This window comes from Nocardia iowensis (assembly GCF_019222765.1).
In the GTDB taxonomy this organism is placed as follows: domain Bacteria; phylum Actinomycetota; class Actinomycetes; order Mycobacteriales; family Mycobacteriaceae; genus Nocardia; species Nocardia iowensis.
This window is the reverse complement of the sequence record NZ_CP078145.1, coordinates 1,893,423-1,912,302: the sequence shown is the minus strand read 5'-3', so window position 1 is coordinate 1,912,302 and position 18,880 is coordinate 1,893,423. Positions and strand designations below refer to the sequence as shown.

The 18,880-nt window shown below is 65.6% G+C and carries 14 protein-coding genes; 9 read left to right on the top strand and 5 right to left on the bottom strand.

Annotated elements, in window-relative coordinates:
* The first annotated feature begins 46 nt into the window (after window positions 1-46).
* From KV110_RS08615 to KV110_RS08585, 7 genes are read left to right on the top strand one after another with little or no spacing between them, the layout of a single operon-like run.
* Window positions 47-3,838, top strand: coding sequence for a BREX-2 system ATPase PglY family protein (locus tag KV110_RS08615; protein WP_218474947.1), 3,792 nt, complete (start codon window positions 47-49; stop codon window positions 3,836-3,838).
* Window positions 3,835-6,531, top strand: coding sequence for a BREX-2 system phosphatase PglZ (gene pglZ, locus KV110_RS08610; protein WP_218474945.1), 2,697 nt, complete (start codon window positions 3,835-3,837; stop codon window positions 6,529-6,531). The genes KV110_RS08615 and pglZ overlap by 4 nt, the downstream gene beginning before the upstream one ends.
* Window positions 6,528-7,808, top strand: a complete 1,281-nt coding sequence (gene brxD, locus KV110_RS08605; protein ID WP_218474944.1) for a BREX system ATP-binding protein BrxD — start codon at window positions 6,528-6,530, stop codon at window positions 7,806-7,808. The genes pglZ and brxD overlap by 4 nt, the downstream gene beginning before the upstream one ends.
* Window positions 7,805-9,925: a DEAD/DEAH box helicase gene (locus KV110_RS08600; RefSeq protein WP_246634411.1), complete on the top strand. Its 2,121-nt coding sequence runs from the start codon at window positions 7,805-7,807 to the stop codon at window positions 9,923-9,925. The genes brxD and KV110_RS08600 overlap by 4 nt, the downstream gene beginning before the upstream one ends.
* A 23-nt stretch (window positions 9,926-9,948) precedes the next feature.
* On the top strand, window positions 9,949-10,056 hold the full coding sequence (locus KV110_RS08595; RefSeq protein WP_246634410.1) for a recombinase family protein: 108 nt from the start codon (window positions 9,949-9,951) through the stop codon (window positions 10,054-10,056).
* Between the two features lie 46 nt (window positions 10,057-10,102).
* Window positions 10,103-10,540 (top strand): hypothetical protein, encoded by a 438-nt coding sequence (locus KV110_RS08590; RefSeq protein ID WP_218474943.1) that lies wholly within the window; start codon window positions 10,103-10,105, stop codon window positions 10,538-10,540.
* Complete coding sequence (locus KV110_RS08585; protein ID WP_218474941.1) at window positions 10,530-11,597, top strand: tyrosine-type recombinase/integrase; 1,068 nt, start codon at window positions 10,530-10,532, stop codon at window positions 11,595-11,597. The genes KV110_RS08590 and KV110_RS08585 overlap by 11 nt, the downstream gene beginning before the upstream one ends.
* An 816-nt stretch (window positions 11,598-12,413) precedes the next feature.
* Here KV110_RS08585 and KV110_RS08580 read toward each other — a convergent pair.
* The 3 genes from KV110_RS08580 to KV110_RS08570 all read right to left on the bottom strand — a co-directional run bounded on the left by KV110_RS08580 (window position 12,414) and on the right by KV110_RS08570 (window position 15,014).
* Entirely contained in the window at window positions 12,414-12,953 is a 540-nt protein-coding gene (locus tag KV110_RS08580; protein WP_218474939.1) for a hypothetical protein, read from the bottom strand.
* Window positions 12,954-13,788: 835 nt separating this feature from the next.
* Window positions 13,789-14,232 carry a hypothetical protein gene (locus KV110_RS08575; protein ID WP_218474937.1) on the bottom strand — a complete coding sequence of 148 codons (444 nt, stop codon included), beginning with the start codon at window positions 14,230-14,232 and terminating at the stop codon, window positions 13,789-13,791.
* 227 nt (window positions 14,233-14,459) lie between these two features.
* A complete protein-coding gene (locus tag KV110_RS08570) occupies window positions 14,460-15,014 on the bottom strand; it encodes a GNAT family N-acetyltransferase (protein ID WP_218474936.1) in 555 nt (184 codons plus the stop codon).
* 170 nt (window positions 15,015-15,184) lie between these two features.
* On the opposite strand from KV110_RS08570, the gene KV110_RS08565 reads away from it, so the two are divergent.
* The gene (locus KV110_RS08565; RefSeq protein WP_246634705.1) at window positions 15,185-15,784 is read left to right on the top strand and encodes a LysE family translocator; all 600 of its coding nucleotides are present in this window, start codon (window positions 15,185-15,187) and stop codon (window positions 15,782-15,784) included.
* Window positions 15,785-15,790: 6 nt separating this feature from the next.
* Here KV110_RS08565 and KV110_RS08560 read toward each other — a convergent pair whose 3' ends face one another.
* On the bottom strand, window positions 15,791-16,879 hold the full coding sequence (locus KV110_RS08560) for a carboxylesterase family protein (RefSeq protein WP_218474932.1): 1,089 nt from the start codon (window positions 16,877-16,879) through the stop codon (window positions 15,791-15,793).
* Window positions 16,880-17,199: 320 nt separating this feature from the next.
* The gene (locus KV110_RS08555; protein ID WP_246634408.1) at window positions 17,200-18,186 is read right to left on the bottom strand and encodes an alpha/beta hydrolase; all 987 of its coding nucleotides are present in this window, start codon (window positions 18,184-18,186) and stop codon (window positions 17,200-17,202) included.
* A gap of 84 nt (window positions 18,187-18,270) precedes the next feature.
* On the opposite strand from KV110_RS08555, the gene KV110_RS08550 reads away from it, so the two are divergent.
* On the top strand, window positions 18,271-18,867 hold the full coding sequence (locus tag KV110_RS08550; RefSeq protein ID WP_218474930.1) for a TetR/AcrR family transcriptional regulator: 597 nt from the start codon (window positions 18,271-18,273) through the stop codon (window positions 18,865-18,867).
* Window positions 18,868-18,880: the final 13 nt, after the last annotated feature.

The following is an 18,880-nucleotide window of genomic DNA, read 5'->3' as shown; positions in this document are numbered from 1 at the left end:
TGCGCCACAAGGCAACCCACGTCACCGCTGAGAGGGAGGGCCCAGCATGAGTACGTTCCTCCGGGACGTCATCGACATTCCAGCACGCGCTGGCACCGACGATTACGTGCTGAAACTGACCGAGGGCACCAGCGCCGAACATCTGCGACAGACCCTCGCCGAGTACGTGCTCACCGACTCTCTGAGGCAGAATTTCGAGCAGGCGCTCGGCCTGATCGCCGATGCGATCGGTCAGCGGCAGTCCCGGGCGGCATTCCTCAACGGTTCGTTCGGTTCCGGTAAAAGCCATTTCATGGCCGTGCTGTATGCCCTGCTCGGCAACGCTCCGGTGCTGCGCGATGACCCAGAGCTGCGCACGACCTTCACGCCTCTAGTCGGCATGTACGACGATCTCCTGCCGGGGCGCAAGATCCTGCGCCTCACGTACCATATGGTCGGCACGGATTCACTGGAAGAGATGCTGTTCCGCAAGTATGTGGAGCAGATCCAGCGCCTGCACCCGGACACGACCCTGCCACCGCTGTATCTGAGCGACGAGCTGCTTGCCGATGCCGAGGTCGCCCGCGCCACAATGGGTGACGACTCGTTCTTTGCGATGCTCGGCGGCCCCGGGAATCAGCCCACCAGCGTCTGGGACAACGTCGACAAGCAGGGAACCTGGACTGCCGACAGTTATCACCGCGCCCGCGCCGCCGCCCCGGAGTCGGAAGACCGCGCGAATCTTGTTACGGCGCTGGTCAATTCGATGTGGGGATCGTTCACATCTCAGGCGCAGTTCGTGGATCTGGACAAGGGCCTGCGGATTATCTCCGAACACGCGAAATCCCTTGGCTACGAGGCAGTCGTGCTGTTCGTCGACGAGTTGGTGTTGTGGCTGACCTTCCATGTCCGCAACCACGAGTTCTTCGCTCGGGAGAGCCAGAAGTTGTCGAAGCTGGTGGAAGCGTCCAGTGCTCGGGCGATTCCGCTGATTTCGTTCATCCCTCGACAGCACGATCTGCGCAAATGGCTGGCCAACGCAGGGGCGTCGGGCGCCGAGCAGGAGGCACTGGATCGTGCCTTTCATTTTCAGGAAGGCCGTTTCCTGCCGATCCGACTCGGCGACGACAATCTCGTCGAGGTGGCGCACGCGCGCGTGCTGAAGCCGAAACCCGGTATGCAGCCGGTCCTCGATCAGGCGTTCCGCAACGTCACCCGAGATCCACAGATCTGGGACACGTTGCGCGACAGCATGAACACCGACGACGAGCATCGCGGTGCGTCGGAGGCCGAGTTCGCCAAAACCTATCCGTTCTCCCCTGCTCTGGTCTCGACGCTGCGCAATCTGGCCGGGGTGATGCAGCGTGAACGCACCGCGCTCAAGGTCATGCAGAAGATGCTGTCCGATCGGCGGAACACCCTGACCGTGGACGACCTCATCCCGGTCGGTGACGCGTTCGACGACATCGTGGTCGGCAATACGCCGTTGGACGCTGGTACCGCAGCCATGTTTCGTTCCGCGGTCGAACTGTACCGGGGCAAGCTGCGCCCGTATCTGCTGCAGCTGGCCGGTATCACTGAGGAGCAGCTGCTGAGCGATCCGGCCTCACAGCAAGCACGCCTGTTTCTGGGCCGGGACCGACTCGCGAAAACCCTGCTGCTGTCGGCGATCGCGCCGAAGGTACCAGCCCTACGTGACATCACCGCCAGCCGGCTGACGGCGCTCAATCACGGTTCCATCAAAAGTCCCCTGCCGAACGGCGAACAGCGGATCGCGCTGTCTGCGGTCCGTGACTGGAGCCGCACCGTCGCCCCGGAGATCAAGGTCCGCGAAGGCAACGATCCGATCATCGATGTCACTCTCGCCGACGTCGACTACAAATCGGTCCTGGACCGCATCAAGGGAGAGGACAATGCCGGCCGCCGCCGGGCGCTCATCCGCCGCCTCGTGCATCGGGCCATGGGCATCGTCAGCGATCAGGACGATCTCACCGGCGCCGCCACCAAGACCGTGGTCTGGCGCGGCAGCCGGCGTGAGGTGGACATCGTGTTCGGCAACGTCCGCGACGCCGCCTCCCTCAACGACGACGCCTTCGAAGCGCGCCCCGGCACGTGGCGATTCATCATCGACTACCCGTTCGACGAGCACCCGTACTCCTACGCCGACGATTTGCGCCGCATCGACAGGTTGCGCAACAGTGGCGGCGACCGCGACACCATCGTGTGGCTGCCGCAGTTCTTCACCGACCGGATCAACGAAGAGCTCGCTCAGCTGGTGATATTGGACTGGCTATTCACCGGTAGCGGCGACCGCTGGCGCACCAACTCCGACAACCTCTCCGAAACCGAACGCGCGCAGGCCCGCGGAATCCTGGAGAATCTGCGGCACGGGTCGCAGAATCGCATCGAGCAGATGCTCCGTATGGCTTACGGCCTGGATCCGGCGGACCCGCGGTTCGTGACGCCGGTCGGCGATGGTGAATTGCTGCTCTCGCTGACCAGGGATTTCCAGCCGAAGGATCCGGTCGCGGTAACTATGGGCGATGCCCTTGACCGAATGATCGATCAGGCGTTTGCGGCAAGCCATCCGGCGCATCCGGAATTCGTGCCAGCTGATGAGGAGATCCGGCCACCCATCCTCGAGTTGGTGCGTACCGCCGTCGCCGAGGCGGTCGCCGACCCGCATGGTCGGGTGGTGATCGAAGCCGGTCCCGCACGCAAGGCGGTGCAGAAGATCGCCGATAAGCTACGGGTCGGCCGGGCTACGGGCGATGGCGTCTTCTTGTTCGGTGAGCAGACCTTCGCGTTCTGGGCCACGGAATTGGACCGCGCCCCTGCTCGGCCCGATGCCGCCGTCACAGTCCGTGAACTACAAGGGCGCATCAAGTCCGTGACCCCGTCGTGGGGTCTGCGAGACGAGGTCCGGGACCTGATCATCGCGGCCTGGGCAATGCTGCGGCGTCGCGCCTGGTACGAGGCGGGTACCGCGATAAACCCACCTCCGTTGGGTCGGCTGCGTGAACATCTCGAATTGCGGCCACAGCGCCTACCCACGGCCACTGCGTGGGACCGCGCTCGCACTCTGGGCTCGGAGTTGTTCGGTTATACCTCCGCACGCACTCATCTGACCCCCGACAACGTCGCCGAGCTGTCCCAGCAGTTGCGCACTCGTGCCACCGCCGCAGAATCAGCGCTGCGCGCGGAATTGGATCAGTTGCAGGCGGCCTACGCCCGCCTGGGCATTCAGCCCGACAGCGGCGATCGGCTGACCATCGGGCAGCGTTTGCTCGAGTTCCTCGCTCAACTCGCCGCCACCGGCGACAACGTGTCAGTGATCGACACCGCGGCCGCCGCGGACCTTCCGATCGCACGGGCTACTCTCGCTCGGCTGCTGGCCCATGGCAACGAGGACACCGCGGCGTTGAAAGGCTTCGACTGGCCGTTGTTGAACAACGTCTCCGCCGGAACCGAGGGTTTCGGTGTGCGAAAGGAGGAAGCCCGGGCCATCCTCAACCAGCTGCGCTCTGTCCTCTGTGCCACCGATCCCGACCTGGCCGCGCGGCTCGCCACAGTCAAGGCCCGCATTATCGAATGGGTGTCGACCACCCCGGCGGATCCTCGACCTCCGATCACGCCGGAGCCGACCGATCCGACCGTCCCGCCGCCGGGTCCTGTTACCTCTGCGACGCAGAACCGCGGCGCCGTGCGCAAGGCGGTAGCGGAAACGCTCACAGACCCTGAGACCGTCACCCTGTCCGGTGCCGACGACATCAACTCCGTCACCACCCGCCTGCACAGCGCCTACGAGCAGGCAGATGCCTCGGGTAAACGGCTGCGTGTCAGCTGGTGGATCGAATGACCTTGCTCGTTGCGACGCGCCCGATCATCACCGCCAAACTCGAATCCGCGATTCGCAAGCGCTACCGACCCGGTGTGCTGGGCCTGCACGCCCAGCCAGTCTGGCGCGGCGACGGTTTCAGTCATCACGGGGTGCCGGTCACGGTGGCGGCCTGTCCTTCGGTGCTGGCGGTGTGGGAGGCGATCGGGCAGCGTAAGCCGGGCGAGTGGCTGGTCATTCTTACCTCCGCAGAACAGGATGAACTCGGCATCGGCCTGCTCGCGCATCTTCACGGCGCAAAATTGGAGACCCCGCTGCAGTGGGATGCGGTGCGCGACAACTTCTCAGCCGCCACACTGGAGCCCGCGCTATACCGAGTCCGCGAGAATGGCAATGACCGGGCACTGGCAGATGGCCTGCTCGCGGTCATCGACGAGTACCGGCCCGCACCCGGCGGCGTGCTCACCCGTGACCACGCCTTCACTACGGTTGCACAGCGCGTGCTGCACATCACCGACGAGTATGACACCGAGATCGACGCCTTCACCGTGCTCGAGTGGAGTCTGCGCCCCGGCGCCGACCACGGCTTGCGGATCCTGGACACCGTGGGTGGCGCGGAGCTCTCCGCGGCGGTCACCGGATGGCTTGCTCAGCGTTGTGGCCGCGTACGCCGTCCAGTGGCAGCTCTGTTGACCCCAGATCTGGTCGCCGATCTGCTGCCGCTGGGATTGATCGCCGGACTGTTCGACGGCAGTAGCGGTGCCGACCGGTCCCTTGGGCATTTCGAGAGCACCTACCGGCTGCGCGGCATCACCCTTGAGGAGCTGCGCGCCTGGTACGACGACACCACTGCGGTGCTGACCGGCGTTGTCCATCCGAGTCACCGCGACCAGATCTTCGCCCGCGCTGAAAAGCTGGTAGACAACCTCGGATTGAACGATCTGGCAACCGGTTCGGAACAGCTGCGGCCCGGTTTGGAGGCTCGCCTGCACGTCCTTTCCGCCGCCATCGACGTCGTCATGGAGTCCGGACGTGAAGTGACCGCCGCAGCCCTCGACACAATGGAAACCGCCTGGCAGGACGTGCAGCGGCATCTTCTCGCCGACACCGATCCGACCTGCACCGCCTACCGTGCCGCCGTGCGTCTGGTCCGCTGGTTGCATACGGACGCGCAGACCCCGGCGGGAATCACCCGTCTAACCCATCGCCACGTGAATGCCGACGCGTGGGCCGACGCTGCTATCGCCGCGGCGTACCGGGGCGCCGATACTGCTCGCGCTGCAGAGACACTGCGCCGTGTCATCGAGGCTGCACAGACCCGCCGCCGCGACCACGACCGGCAGTTCGCCTCCGCACTTGCTGCCACCAGTGAACCGGAAGTGCTCGGCGTCGAGCACCTGGTACGCCGCGTCGTCGTGCCGATCGTCAAGCGCGGCAGGCAGAAACAGCCCGTCCTGTTGCTGGTGCTGGACGGGCTGTCGATGGCGATGGCCACCGAATTGGCCGCTGATGCCATGGATCACGGCTGGTCGGAGGCGGCAGTTCCCGGAGTCACCACGCGCACTGGCGCGCTGGCCGTGCTGCCCAGCCTGACACACCGCAGTCGTGGATCGCTGCTGTGCGGGCAGCTGACCGAAGTGAATTCCGAGGGTGAACGAGCAGGATTCCGCGCTTTGCTGGCCGAGCACTCGTTGTCGGCACCGTCCGATACGGCCCCGCCGATCTTCCACAAGGGCCAGCTCGACGCAGTGATCCCAGGACAGCAGCTGGCCACCGAGGTCCGCAACGCAATCGCCGACACACAGGAGCGACCACTTGTGGCGGCAGTCCTCAACTACATCGACACCATGCTGCACAAAGTCGGCGTGGGTGATGCCGATTGGAACGTGCGCGCCATCCCGCATCTGCGGCACCTGCTCGCCGCCGCACGCACCGCAGGCCGGATCGTGGTGATCACTGCCGATCACGGGCACGTCGTCGACCGCCGTAACGGCATCGTGCGGCATCCCCGCGTCACCTACAACCATCAGCGCGCGCACGGCGACCTGGACGCTGTCGGCGAAGGTGAAGTCCTGGTCGCGGGCTCACGGGTACTCACCGATTCGAGTTCGGCCGTACTGGCAGTAGACGACCGGATCCATTACGGCCCAGTCAATGCCGGTTACCACGGGGGCGGTTCACCCGCCGAAGTAGTGGTGCCGGTCCTCGTGCTGTGTCCGGGCGACCGGCCGACCGAGCTGGCACCACTGAACCAGGTCGAGCCGAGCTGGTGGAGTATCCCGCTGTCCGCCGCCACGTCCCCCGCGACGGAACCGCCCACCACCACCAGACGGACACGCAGCCCCGCCAATGAGACGCCGACCCTATTCGAACCCGAACTGGTCGCCCCCGCGACAAGGACCCGCCCGGCACTGCTGGATGAGTTACTGGCCACACCCGTGTTCGCGAGCCAACTCCAGCTGGCGGGTCGCCTCGCCGTCACCACCGAACAGATCGCCGATCTACTCACAGCCCTGCTGGCCGCATCCGCACACGAGATCACCAGTGTGCAGGCCGCGACCGTGCTGAGCGTCGCGACCGCCCGCGTGAATGGTGCGCTTCTGCAGGTCAAGCGCGTCCTCGATGTGGAAGGCTATGAGGTACTGCTGATAGACCGTGATCAGGTGCGTCTGGAGGTACCGGTGCTGCGCGAACAGTTCGGGCTGACCTCATGACGGCCGTGTCCCCCCGGCGGCGTCGCGAGATCCTCGACGCGCTGCGGCGTGGCACCGTGCCGTCGAACGGACTCGATCAGCTCGCAGTGGGCCTGGGCCGATTCGAATCGGAACTCACCGCCGAATTGGAAGTGGTTGCGGGCGGCGGCGGTGTGTTCAAAGCCGTACGCGGCGAGTACGGCGCAGGTAAGACCTTCTTCGCGCGATGGCTGGCCGATCGGGCAATGAATCGCGGGTTCGCCGTCGCCGAGGTCCAGATCAACGAGATCGACACTCCGCTACACAAGTTGGAGACCGTATACCGGCGCAGCATCGAATCGCTGCGAACCCGTTCAATTCCGCCGAGTGCGCTGCGGCCGATTGTCGATTCCTGGCTCTACACCGTCGAATCCGATGCCGACAAACAGCAGACCACCGCTGACGAACTGCTGGAGCGACGGCTGGCGGCGGTCGGCCGTCAGGCCCCGATCTTCCCGCAGGCCATTCGCGCATACCATCGGATGCAGAACACTGGCGAACATGACACCGCCGACGGTCTGATCGCCTGGCTCGCCGGGCAACCGCATGTCGCCGCTGCGGTCAAGCGCGCGGCCGGTATCAAGGGTGATCTGGATCATTTCCTGGCCATGGGGTTTCTGCGCGGGCTGCTGGCCGTCCTCGCCGATGCCGGGAACAGCGGCCTGGTCCTCGTTCTCGACGAGGTGGAGACGCTGCAGCGCATCCGCAGCGACGCCCGGTCGAAGGCGCTCAACGCCTTGCGGCAGCTGATCGACGAGGTGCACGACGGACACTATCCCGGCTTGTATCTGCTGATTACCGGCACGCCTGCCTTCTTCGAGGGCCGCCAAGGCGTCCAGCTGCTTCCCCCATTGGCGGACCGGTTGCACACCGACTTCTCCCGAGACCCGAAATTCGACAATCCGCGTGCCCCGCAGCTGCGGCTGACCGGATTCGACCTGGACAAACTGACCGAGCTCGGCGGCCGAGTCCGAGAGCTGTACTGTGCGGGCTCCGGCAATGCCGAGCGGATCGTCGGGATCGCTGACGACGAGTTCCTGCACCGCTTCGCGGCCGCCGTCGCCGGTCAGCTCGGAGGCCGGGTCGGCATCGCTCCCCGTCTGTTCCTGCGCAAACTAGTCGATCTGCTCGACACCATCGACATTCATCCTGATTTCGATCCCTACCGCGACTACGAGATCACCATCACCGAGGCCGAACGCAACGACACCGAACGTGAGGCCTTGGCCGCCAACGATGTGGTACTGGATCTGCCGTGACCGAGCACACTGAGGGAATCCGGGGCACCGCTGATCCGGTGACGCTACTGCACCCGGGCATTCAGTACCACCTGGCGAACACATTGCGCTGGAACGGTTTACGCCCCACCCAGGCCGCCGCGATGGCCCCACTGCTACGCGGCGACGATGCGATCGTGCTCGCACCCACCGCGGGCGGCAAGACCGAGGCCGCAGTCCTGCCGCTGCTGTCGGCAATGGCCGAGCAGAACTGGCGCGGCACCTCGGTCCTGTACCTATGCCCGCTACGGGCCCTGCTGAACAATCTCGGACCGCGGATCCACCGCTATGCACAGTGGCTCGGCCGTTCCGCGGCGGTATGGCACGGCGATGTGGGGCCTGTGGATCGGCGTCGGATCCTGTCCGAACGTCCCGACTTCCTGCTGACGACACCGGAATCCCTCGAGGCGATGCTGGTATCGACCAAAGTCGACGCCCGGCTGTACTTTGCGGACCTGCGGGCCGTTGTCATAGACGAAGTACACGCTTTTGCCGGTGACGACAGAGGCTGGCATCTGCTTGCTGTGCTCGAGCGGCTCGCCCGCCTCAGCGGCCGGCCCCTACAGCGCATCGGACTGTCGGCGACTATCGGCAATCCGGCGGCTCTGCTGCGGTGGCTCCAAGGCGGTTTCACCGAGCGCCCCGGCGAGGTCGTCGCTCCCGCGGCCGAAACATCTACCGCAGTACCGGATCTCACCGTCGACTATGTAGGGTCGCTCCCGAATGCGGCAAAACTGGTAGCCGCCCTGCACGCCGGTGAGAAACGCCTGGTCTTCGTCAACTCCCGACGCGAAGCCGAGGAACTCGGAGCTCAGCTGCAGCAGCTCGATGTCACCACATTCCTGTCCCACGGCTCTCTGTCGGCGGCCGAGCGCCGGCGCGCAGAAGCGGCGTTCTCCGACGCCCGCGACACAGTCATCGTCGCCACGTCCACTCTGGAACTCGGCATCGATGTCGGTGATCTCGACCGCGTCATCCAGATCGGGCCAACCCGTACTGTCGCCTCTTTCCTGCAACGGCTGGGCCGCACGGGCCGTCGGGCCGGCACCGCACGCAACTGCCTGTTCTTGTGCACCGACCATGATCAGCTGCTGCAAACCCTCGGTATGCTGGCGTGCTGGGCGGACGGCTGGGTCGAGCCGATCACCGCGCCGCCCGCACCCCGGCACATCGCGGCCCAGCAATTCATGGCGCTGTGCCTACAAGAGCATCGGATCGGACGCCACCGCTGGCGAGATTGGTGGGGCACGCTGCCGATCTTCGACGACACCGCCGACGATATCCTGGAACACCTTGCCACCGAAGGGTTTTTCGAGGCCGACGGCGACTTCCTGCACATCGGCCCGGAAGCCGAGCGCCGTTACGGACGCAGATACTTCTCCGACCTCACCGCTGTATTCAGCGCACCCCCGGAGTTCCTCGTTCTGGCAGGACGCACAGAAATCGGCACCATCGGCACCGATCTGCTCACCGAAGAGGTCAACGGGCCGCGTGTGCTGTTACTCGGCGGCCGGTCATGGCGGGTCACCTACATCGACTGGAACCGTCGGCGGTGTTTCGTCGAGGCAACCGACAATGGCGGAAAGGCCAAATGGTCCGGTCTGTCGGCAGGCTGGTCCCACCCGATCACCCGCGGTATGCGGGCGATTCTGCTGAGAAACGACCCTCCGAAGGTCGACCTCACTCACCGCGCGCAGTCCGCACTCGCCGATATACGCGAGACCTACACCGACGTAACAGATCCGGATCGGCTCGTGGTCGTCCTCCCCGATGACAGCGCTGGACGGTGGTGGACCTGGGCGGGCACGGCTGCCAACCGCACCCTGCATGCGTCGCTACCCGGCCTGGTCGACCCTCGTCAGCGGATCGACGAGCAATCACTGCGACTGTTGCCCGGCACTACCGCTGCCGATCTGTCAGCAGCCCTTGCTGATCCGAAACTCGCCCTGCCACAAGTGGATTTGAAGGCACTTGCAGGCCTGAAGTTTTCCGGCTCCCTCCCGCCGGATCTGGCCCGTGACACCCTCGCCAGGCGCCTGGCAGACACCGAATCTGCCGTCAGCGTGATAGCCGAGCCGCGCGTCATCCGGCGCGTGTGATCTTCACCGCCCGTGGACTGAGCGTGTCACGGCCAGCGCCGAACCTGCTGCTGTCGGTGATGGGTGCCTTCGCCGAGTTCGAGCCGTCCCTAATCCTCGAACGTCAGGGTAAGGGCATCGCGATGGCGTGAACATTGCGGTATGAAACCACTGTCTGCAGCATCTGCTGTTGTTGATGTGATCCCTGCATTGGTGCCCGGTGTGGTGCCGCGGTCGCAGGTTGTGTTGGCGGCGTTGCCTGTTCTGGCGGATGAGTCCGTGGTGCCGGATCCGGTCACCGATCTTTGGCTGTTGGCCGCGGCCAGGCTCGATGGGTCCGGCCGGTTCCGTGCTCGAGCGTTGCTGCAGGCGTTGGATTGGGTGCCGGGGCAGCGGCTTAAGCTGCGCCAGGCCCCGACGATCCTGTTCGTTCATGCCGACCCCGTCGGCGCCGGGATGGTCACCACGCGTGGTCTGCTGGCCTTACCGGTGGCGACGCGTCGCTGGCTCGGTGTGGAGGTGGGGGCCATGGTCGTCGCGGTCGCAGTTCCGACCCGCGGGTTGATGGTCGTCGCCGCACCGGACCGGTTGATCTCGCTGTTGTTGGAGGGGTCGGGGGTCGGTGATGTCTGCTGACCCGGACCGGGTCGCCGAAGCTCGCCGCGTGTTGGCCGCTTTGGGCGTGACCGCGGCTGATCTGGAGGAACGGCCGCCGGTGCCGACGCTGGACGAGTACCTGCCGCGGATTATGGGTGCTGTCGGACCCGGCATGCTGCGGACCTACCGCCCCTATTGGAACCATTTGTCGGTGGCGTTCGGAACCCGGCGTCTGGACGCGATCACGGCGACCGAGATCGAGGAACTCGAGTATCGCGTCGCGGCGAATGCCGCCCAACGCAGCAGCAGTCGATACGGGCGATCCGCGCGCGAGTCGTTCATCGCCGCAGCCCGCGCCATCTACAGCCGCGCCATCGCCGACGACCTGATGCCGGTCGGGTCGTCGCCCGCGCACCGGGTCGCCAAACCGCGCCGTCTGCCCAGCACGCGGCGCGCGTTGACCGCCGCCGAGCTCGAACAGATCAACACGATCGTGAGGAGTTCGGGCAACGACCCGGTCCTGGACGCGTTGCTGCTTCGGCTGCACACCGAAACCGCGTGCCGCCGCGGCGGCGCTCTCGGGTTACGTGTGTGCGATCTGGACGCCGAGGAGTGCCTGGTGCGCTTGCGGGAGAAGGGGCAGACAGTGCGGTGGCAGCCGATCAGCCCACCATTGACCCAAGCGCTGGTCCGCCTCGCCGAGGTGCGGGGCGCCGGGCAGCCGGGCGCGAACCTATTGCGCTACCGCGACGGTCGGCCGCTGACCTACCGTCGCTACGACAACCTGTGGAGCCGTGTGCGTGGCGAGCTGCCCTGGGCCGCTGCGCAGGGGGTGTCGACGCACTGGCTGCGCCACACAACCTTGACCTGGGTCGAACGCAACTTCGGCTATGGCGTGGCCCGTGCCTATGCCGGACACACCGACCGGGCAGGCGCTGCCACCACCACCTACATCAAAGCCGACGTCCAAGCCGTCGCGGGGGCATTGGCCGCGATGACAGGTCACCGACACCCGCTGGCTATCAACCTCGACGACTACGGCGGTGCCGTGCGCGTCGTCACCGATCGGCCGAACGGACCGCACCCGCTGTCCTGACAGGTCCGTCTCCAACCCGAGCCGGACTCGCCGAGTCGCTCTGTGATCGTCTTGACGAGTCCGGATCCGGTCTGCCCAAGCTTAGCCCGATGGGCGACCTTCCCAAACGTCCGATATGCCGGTTGGTCAGTGTTTGACGAGGTCAAGTGCTGAGGGTTAACCTCATTCGCATGGACACATCTTCAGTGTCCAGAGGTACCAAGAGTGTGACCCTGTCCCTGATGGCGCACCCAAAGTCTGTCCGCGAAACAGAATCCATGTTTCACGTGCTCTAGTGCACTGGAGCACGCTCCAGATAGCCCTTTATCAGCGGTTATCTCTCCCTCCCCCGGGTCACGCCTTCCGCGTCGTCCGTCTCCGATACGTTGTCATCGGTGGAGCCTCGGCGTCTGCGCGGCGGGCGACTGGCGGCGATGCCTTCAACCTCCTGCGACCGAATCCGCGTGGTACTCGGCTCGGTGCTGTCAACCACAACGGGCGGATAGCGGAGCGGTCCGTGCTCGGCTCGCTGGGATGGGCGCCCGGCGTCCGGATCAACATCCGCCCGGTCGTCGAGGGTGTGCTGCTGGCGGCCCACCCTGATCGAAACCGGTTGATGGAAATTTCCGGTCGTAGCGGCGATATGAACGATTTCGGCGAGTTGGTCGTGGGAGAGCGCTCGTCTGGTGCTGGCCAGGCGGCGCGGCTTGGCTACCCGGCGCGCCGGTGGGTCCTCGGGGCGGACGTAGCGGTCTTCCTCGGCATGGCGATAGACGTAGCGCGCTGGGTGGCACCCGCCGCGCGAACGGATGCCACCCGGTCACCGTGTGGCCTGGATCAGTTGAACGCCACCTGCGCCTGCACAGACAAGGTCGACAGACCCTCGGTGTCGCAACCGGGGTTGGAAGTGCCACCGGGCTCGACCAGCGTGACCGCATCACCGTTCAGCTCGCCGCCGGTGACGTTGGCGCTGAACTCGATTCCGCCGCTGTGCGGGTCGTGAGTGATCTTCCAGTCGAAGGTGCTCGTGCCGTTGGGCGCCCAGCCGATGGTGCCGTCTCCCTGCACGCTGATCAACAACCGGCACGGGTTGAGGCCGCCTGCCGTCGCGGTCGCCGAACCCGTGCCCTGCAACCTGCCCGAGCCGAGGTCGGCGTGCTTGCCGTTGGGTGAGGAGCAAGCCGTGAGGTCGCCGCTGATCGTGACCTTCGAAGAGCCGTTCGCCCGCAACGCCGGATCGAAGGTGAACTCGAGCGTCGCCGAGCAGCTCAGATCGCCCTCGGCGGCCTGAGCGGGTGCCGCGGGAAGGAAAATCATGGCTGTGGCGAGCGGTGCCACCGCCGCCAGAATGGTCGCGGTTCTGCTGCGTCGTGCCATCGTCGTACCTCCTGCTACTGTGCTGTTCGCACGCTGCTTCAGCGGCAAGCCGACCCGATGAAAGGTTTGTCCGCCGAGCGGCGCGATCACGATACGACCCACCCCCACCTGGGCACCCAAACCCGCTGCCCCCCAATGCTTGACGTGCGGCAATACCCAACTGGGGATCGCCAGAGACCTCAATGCCGCCATTCGGGGTTCCGGACTGCCGAAAAATCAACGGATATGGCGTAGTCGTGCGGTTACCAGGGCTCGTTCGATGGGTTCTCGGGGAGGGTCCACTCCTCCCAGTCCCAGTCCCAGTCCAAATAGATCTTCTCGATGAGGTTCGACTCCCGCAAGCCGGGGGTCTGGTCGTGAAAAGGGGGTGCGGGTGTCGACGGAGTGAGTGAGGGTCGACGGCTCACCACCCCGCCCAGCGCTACCCCCCGCTTCCCCCACGATCATCCCGCTGCTGCCGGACGCTGGACTGCTACGTGAGGTCCGGGGCCGGGGGCAGCCGACCGTCGCCCGGGTTGCCGCCGGAGTCCAATTCGGCGTCCTATGCGGCGTATGGAGGCAGATCCTGGCCGTGACGCCGGAAATCCTGGGTGGAGACGGGTGCCTATCCAACGCCGTGCGGTAACGCAGAATTCAAACGAGAGTGGGCCAACCGTCCACGGCAGCGCCGACCGTGGGGGGTATGCCATAACCGACAAATTTCGTGCATTCAGCTGAAAACGATCCTGCCCGATGCCGTAATCACGGGTGATCACCCTCGCAGCGGTTTGCGGAACGGCTTCGGTGTCACCCAGATGAAGTTCTCGCCGCGCTGTTTCCCTTGACACGCCCTCCCTTAGCCCAGGGATGGCAAGTATGAGGGCACAGCGGGAAGGAAGCCCCCAGGGCCGGGGAAGTGAGGACCGAATATGACGATCAACCAGCTGACGACCGCCACCACGGCCAGCACCAGGAACGACCACTTCGGCCACACCGACACGACACGCCGACGCCGCCAGCTCCACACCATCAGCACCAGGACGACGAGCTCGACAATGTACGTCGCGTAAGTCATCAGACCAATGCCTGCGTAAAGGTAGGTGCCGCACCTGCCCGTACAGTCTTTGGAAGCGAACAAGACGATCATGAACGCCAGGTACATTCCGAAGACGAATGCCCCCGCGAACAGGAACACCGCACCGACGAGATCAGCAACCCGACCCGGCTTGGATTGCGGCTTCAGGAACACTTCGGCGGACGGGTCAACAGCACGCAGGAACGGCTTTTGCCGCGACTTCATGAAACCTCCTCGTACACAGGAGAATAACGCAAGACACGTCCGCTTCGACCGCACCTGCGCTGGCCCGGATCGCGCCCGCGCCTGGCCGAAATACTCGAGTTCCGTCGGCGATCGGGATGGTCTGCGAGCGACGTTCCGCCGTCAACATGCGGTCGCGGCAGGTGAGTGCCTCCGCGGAAGGCGTCCACCGGGTGCTCGATTTGCCCCGTCGTCGGTTGATGTGCCTGTCAGATGGGGCTCGCACCGGCTCTACGCACGTGTCGGTGCCCCTCGCCAGGGAACCTGGGTGGTGCTGCGGGGAGCAGGTCCTGCAGGGTGTATCCGCACTTGTTCGCCACCCGACAGGAGGCATGGTTGTCCCGTGCGTGCAGTAGCTCCAGCTGGTTCAGTTGAACCAGGTCCTGTTCAGCCAGCGCCCACCGGGAGGCAGTCTCGAGAGCACGGGCGGCGACACCTCGGCCGCGGGCATGGGCCGCGGTCCAATACCCGACTTCGGCCACCCCGGCCATGGCCATTTTCACCACTACATGGCCGACGAGCGAATGATCGTCGTCGTCGACGACCACAGCGAAACTGAACCGTGTGGCATCAGCCCAACCGGTGACTTGAGCAGCCACCCAGTTCCGGGCATCGGTTTCGTCGGCCAGGCGGCTGGCGAGCCAGCGATGCAAACCCGGATCGCGATGTGCCGCAACCAAGAATGACAGGTCGTCGAAGCGCCATGGGCGCAGCCGCAACGCGGACGCGCCCTCGGTCTGCGGCACAGAGAGGGTGATCGTCACGGACGCCCATTATCGACTACCGGGGGTACTCGGTGCCGCTGGTCGGGACTGCGTCGCGGCAGCGGCGGTAAGGGACGCGGTGATCTTGTCTGCGGGCCGAGGCTGCGCATACGGTTGCCACCGTGACTTGGGATAGCTACGGGCCATACCTCGTATTCGTCGTGTTGCTGGTGCTGGCGCCGGGCCCGGATACCGCGGTCATTCTGAAGAATTCATTGATCGGCGGCCGGCGCGGTGGAGTGAGTACCTCTGCCGGAATCGCCGTGGGCAACCTCGTGCAGGGCACCGCCGCCGCGCTCGGGGTCGGTGCAGTGATCACACGGTCGCAGCTGGTGTTCGACGTTGTCCGCATCGTCGGTGCCGTATATCTGTGCTGGCTGGGTATTCAAGCATTTCGCTCGGCACGTCGGGGCGGCAGCGCGCTCGGCGTCGACACCCCAGACGGCGATGCGGCTGTCGGTGTGCATGGACACGGATTCCGTTGGTGGCGGCAGGGTTTCCTGTCCAATGTCACCAATCCCAAGATCATGGCGTTGTATCTGTCGGTGCTGCCGCAGTTCCTGCACGATGGTCACGCCTCGACGCAGACGGCTCTTTTACTCGCCTACACGGTGGTGGTCCTTGGGCTGGCATGGCAGCTAATTGTGGTGGCAATGGTGAACCGAGCTCGCCGCTGGTTACGGCGCCGACGGGTTCGCACCGCGCTGGAGGCAATCACCGGTACCGCACTCGTCGGCTTCGGCATCGGCCTGGCTACCGAAAGCGCATGACGCAGGCTAGCTCTCCCATGCCGACTCCCGCAGATCGCAGTGGTGTGTGGTCCGCATATCGAACGGTTGTATGGCGTCACGAGTGAGGGCCAGTGCGAGGTCTGACTCGCCGAGCTGGGGCCAGGCGGGAGCGTGGCCGCCGTTCGGGTTGCCGGTCCGGACGAATCGTGTCCAATAGCCGACGAGTCGATCGGCCAGCGAGCGCTGGGCGGTGGTGAGTGGCGGGCCATCCGGGAAGTCGAACAGGGAGTACATGTCTGAGCCATGCACAGTTGCGGGTTGCACGAGCGTGGGGACGGGATTTCCGCCGGGGGTGGGGGCGGTGGGATCGGTGAAGGTATAGGCGTAGGTGGGGGCCCGGACGGCGTGGTCACGGCCGGATTTCCAGGAAGCGCAGATCCAGTCACGGTCGCTGAACACTCGGCTCGTCGCCGCGGTCGGCGAGGTGAATTCGTGCGCGGGGTATCGCTGTTCGACGAGGGGGGCCGCTTCGCCGAATGCGGTGTCCCCGAGCGCCCCGGCCGGATGACTGGTCAGGCATGAGCCACTCTGAATGATCGCGCGGTGGAACAGGTTTCGGGCTTGCGGTGTGGTCATGAGGGTGCATGCGCTCATCGCGCCTGCCGACGCGCCGGCCAGCGTGACCTGCGTCGGATCGCCGCCGAACTCGGCGATATTCGTTCGGACCCAGCGCAGCGCCGCCACTTGGTCTTGCAGTCCGAAGTTGCTGTCACCGAGTTCCGGGTGGGCGAAGAAGCCGTACACGCCCAGGCGATAGTTGACGGTGACCACCACGATGTCGCCGGTCTGCGCCAGTCGGGTCGGGTCATAGATCGATCCGGCGCCGGTGATGAAGCCACCGCCCGGAATCCACACCATGACCGGGCGATTCTTACCGGAACCCGCCGGGGCGGTCACGTCGACGGTCAAGCAATCCTCACTCTGCGGCACGCTCGACGGCATATCGGGTGCTTCCGGCTGCGTGCAGGCGGGACCGGGGTTCGTCGCGTCGCGCGTGCCGGTCCAGGGGTGCACGGGTTGCGGTGACACCCAACGCTTCTCGTTTACCGGCGCGGCCGCGTACGGAATACCCACTGCGGAGGCCGTGCTCCTGCTGGCGGGCACTGAAGGTTTGCAGACCCGAGTGCTTCTGGGGCAGTTGTCCGCGGAACGTGCTGTCGCGCTTGTCGACTTGCAATTGGACCGCGTGTTCCTCAGCGAGTCTCGAGCCGCAGCAGGTCTCGGCCGGTGCGAAGAGGGATCGGCTACCACGGAACCGGGCCGTCCTCGCTGACGAATCCAGCGGTTGTTCCGTCCGCGCCGAGTGTGGCCATCCGCACCAGCATCGCGGCCCACTGCTCGAACACGTGAGTCGCACCGAGATGAAGCTGCCAGGTAGCGTCGCTGCGCCGGGATCAGCGTAGGCGGCGGGCAAGCGATATCAGGATCTCGACCACCGGCTGCGGGTCCTGCGGACCGAGATGTGGTGCGTCGAGAGTGTGGACGTCGAATATGTTTGCGGGCGTCGCGGCGTCCGCCTCCGCGATCATCCGGTCCTGTAGCGCGAGCGGCAGCATCCGGTCGCGGCTACAGCGGATGTAGCTGCGTGGGATCCGTCCCCACGTCGCTGGTTTGCCGCGGGCGTCAGCGACGGTCACTTCCCACGTCTCGTCCGGCTCCATGCCGTTCAATGCTGTTCGAAAAGCGGCGTCGTCGTAGTCGTCGGCCAGCGCGAGCTTGGCGGCCGCGAGAAAGGCGGGATCGGCCGAGCGCCAGTTGGTTCGGGTCGCCCTGGCCTGTTCGGGATCGCCGAGACTCGGGATCGACGCCGCCAGTGTCGCCGCCGCTTCGGGCACGGTGAAACACTCGAGCACACTGCGTAGCCGGACACAGCAGAACGCCGTGAAGTAGACCAGTCGATCGATCAGATCCGGAATCTCGTTGCCGACGCGGGTGATGGTCGCCCCACCCATACTGTGACCGAGCAGCACAACGGGTCCGTGCTCCGCGACCTGTCGCACCACACGCACCACATGTTCGACATTGTCCTCGAGCCGGACGCGCGCCAGTGGCGACGGCTCGCTCGCCAGCGCTGCGAGATCCTGCGGCGCCTGGTAGGACAGCGGAAAGTGCGCGGCAGGCCCGTGCCCGGGCAGATCGACGGCCAATGCGCGGTACCCCGCTGCCGTCAACGCGGCAACCAGCGGGGCGTAGGAAGCCCCATTGCCGTTGGCGCCGTGCACGATCACGAACGTCGGCGCGTTACCCCTGGCGGCGGGACCGGCTCCGGCCGCGCACCCACTTGCCAGTACACCGGCGCTCGCCACACCCGCGCCGAGCAGCGCCCTGCGTGAGAGTTCAGGCATGTTCGACCGCTCCGGCACGTCGGTCCATTCCGACATGTTTGTCTCCGATCAGTTTTTCTGATGCAACTGCATCGGAACGCTAACACGTTTCCGATGCGCTTGCATCGGTATGCTGTTGCGGTGCCGAAAAGGGTGGACCATGAGACCCGGCGCCGTCGGATCGCGGACGCGGTGTGCGATCTCATCGGCCGGGCCGGAATCGAGGCGGCCACTCTGCGCCAGGTGGCCGCGGTGGCGGGCGTCTCGATGGGTGCCGTCCAGCGATGTTTCAGCACTCGCCAGCAGATGCTGATATTCGCCCAGGACCACGTGAATCGCCGGGTGACCGAGCGCGCACAGGAACGCATCGCGGCATCGGCGGACCCGGAGTCGGTCGTCACGATGCTGGAACAGACGTTGCGGGCCATGCTCGTCGTCGACGATCCAGAGCTCGTCGAAGCGCGCGTCTGGATCGCGTTCAGCGCCCAGGCGGCGGTGGATCCGGTAGTGGCGGCCGCGCAGCGCGAGCAGCAACGCGGACTGGCCGAACTGCTCGAACTCCTGGTGCGGCTGGGTCAGGAGGGTGGGCGCATTGCCCCGGAAGTAGTACCGGCGCAGGTCGTCGAAGAACTCATCGCCCTCGTCGATGGATTGACCTTGCAGGTCATCATCGGCCGCCAAACCCCGGAATCGGCGCTGACCGTCCTGCGCCGAAGCACGGCAGGGCTCTGGAGGTAGGGTGTTCCGCCTC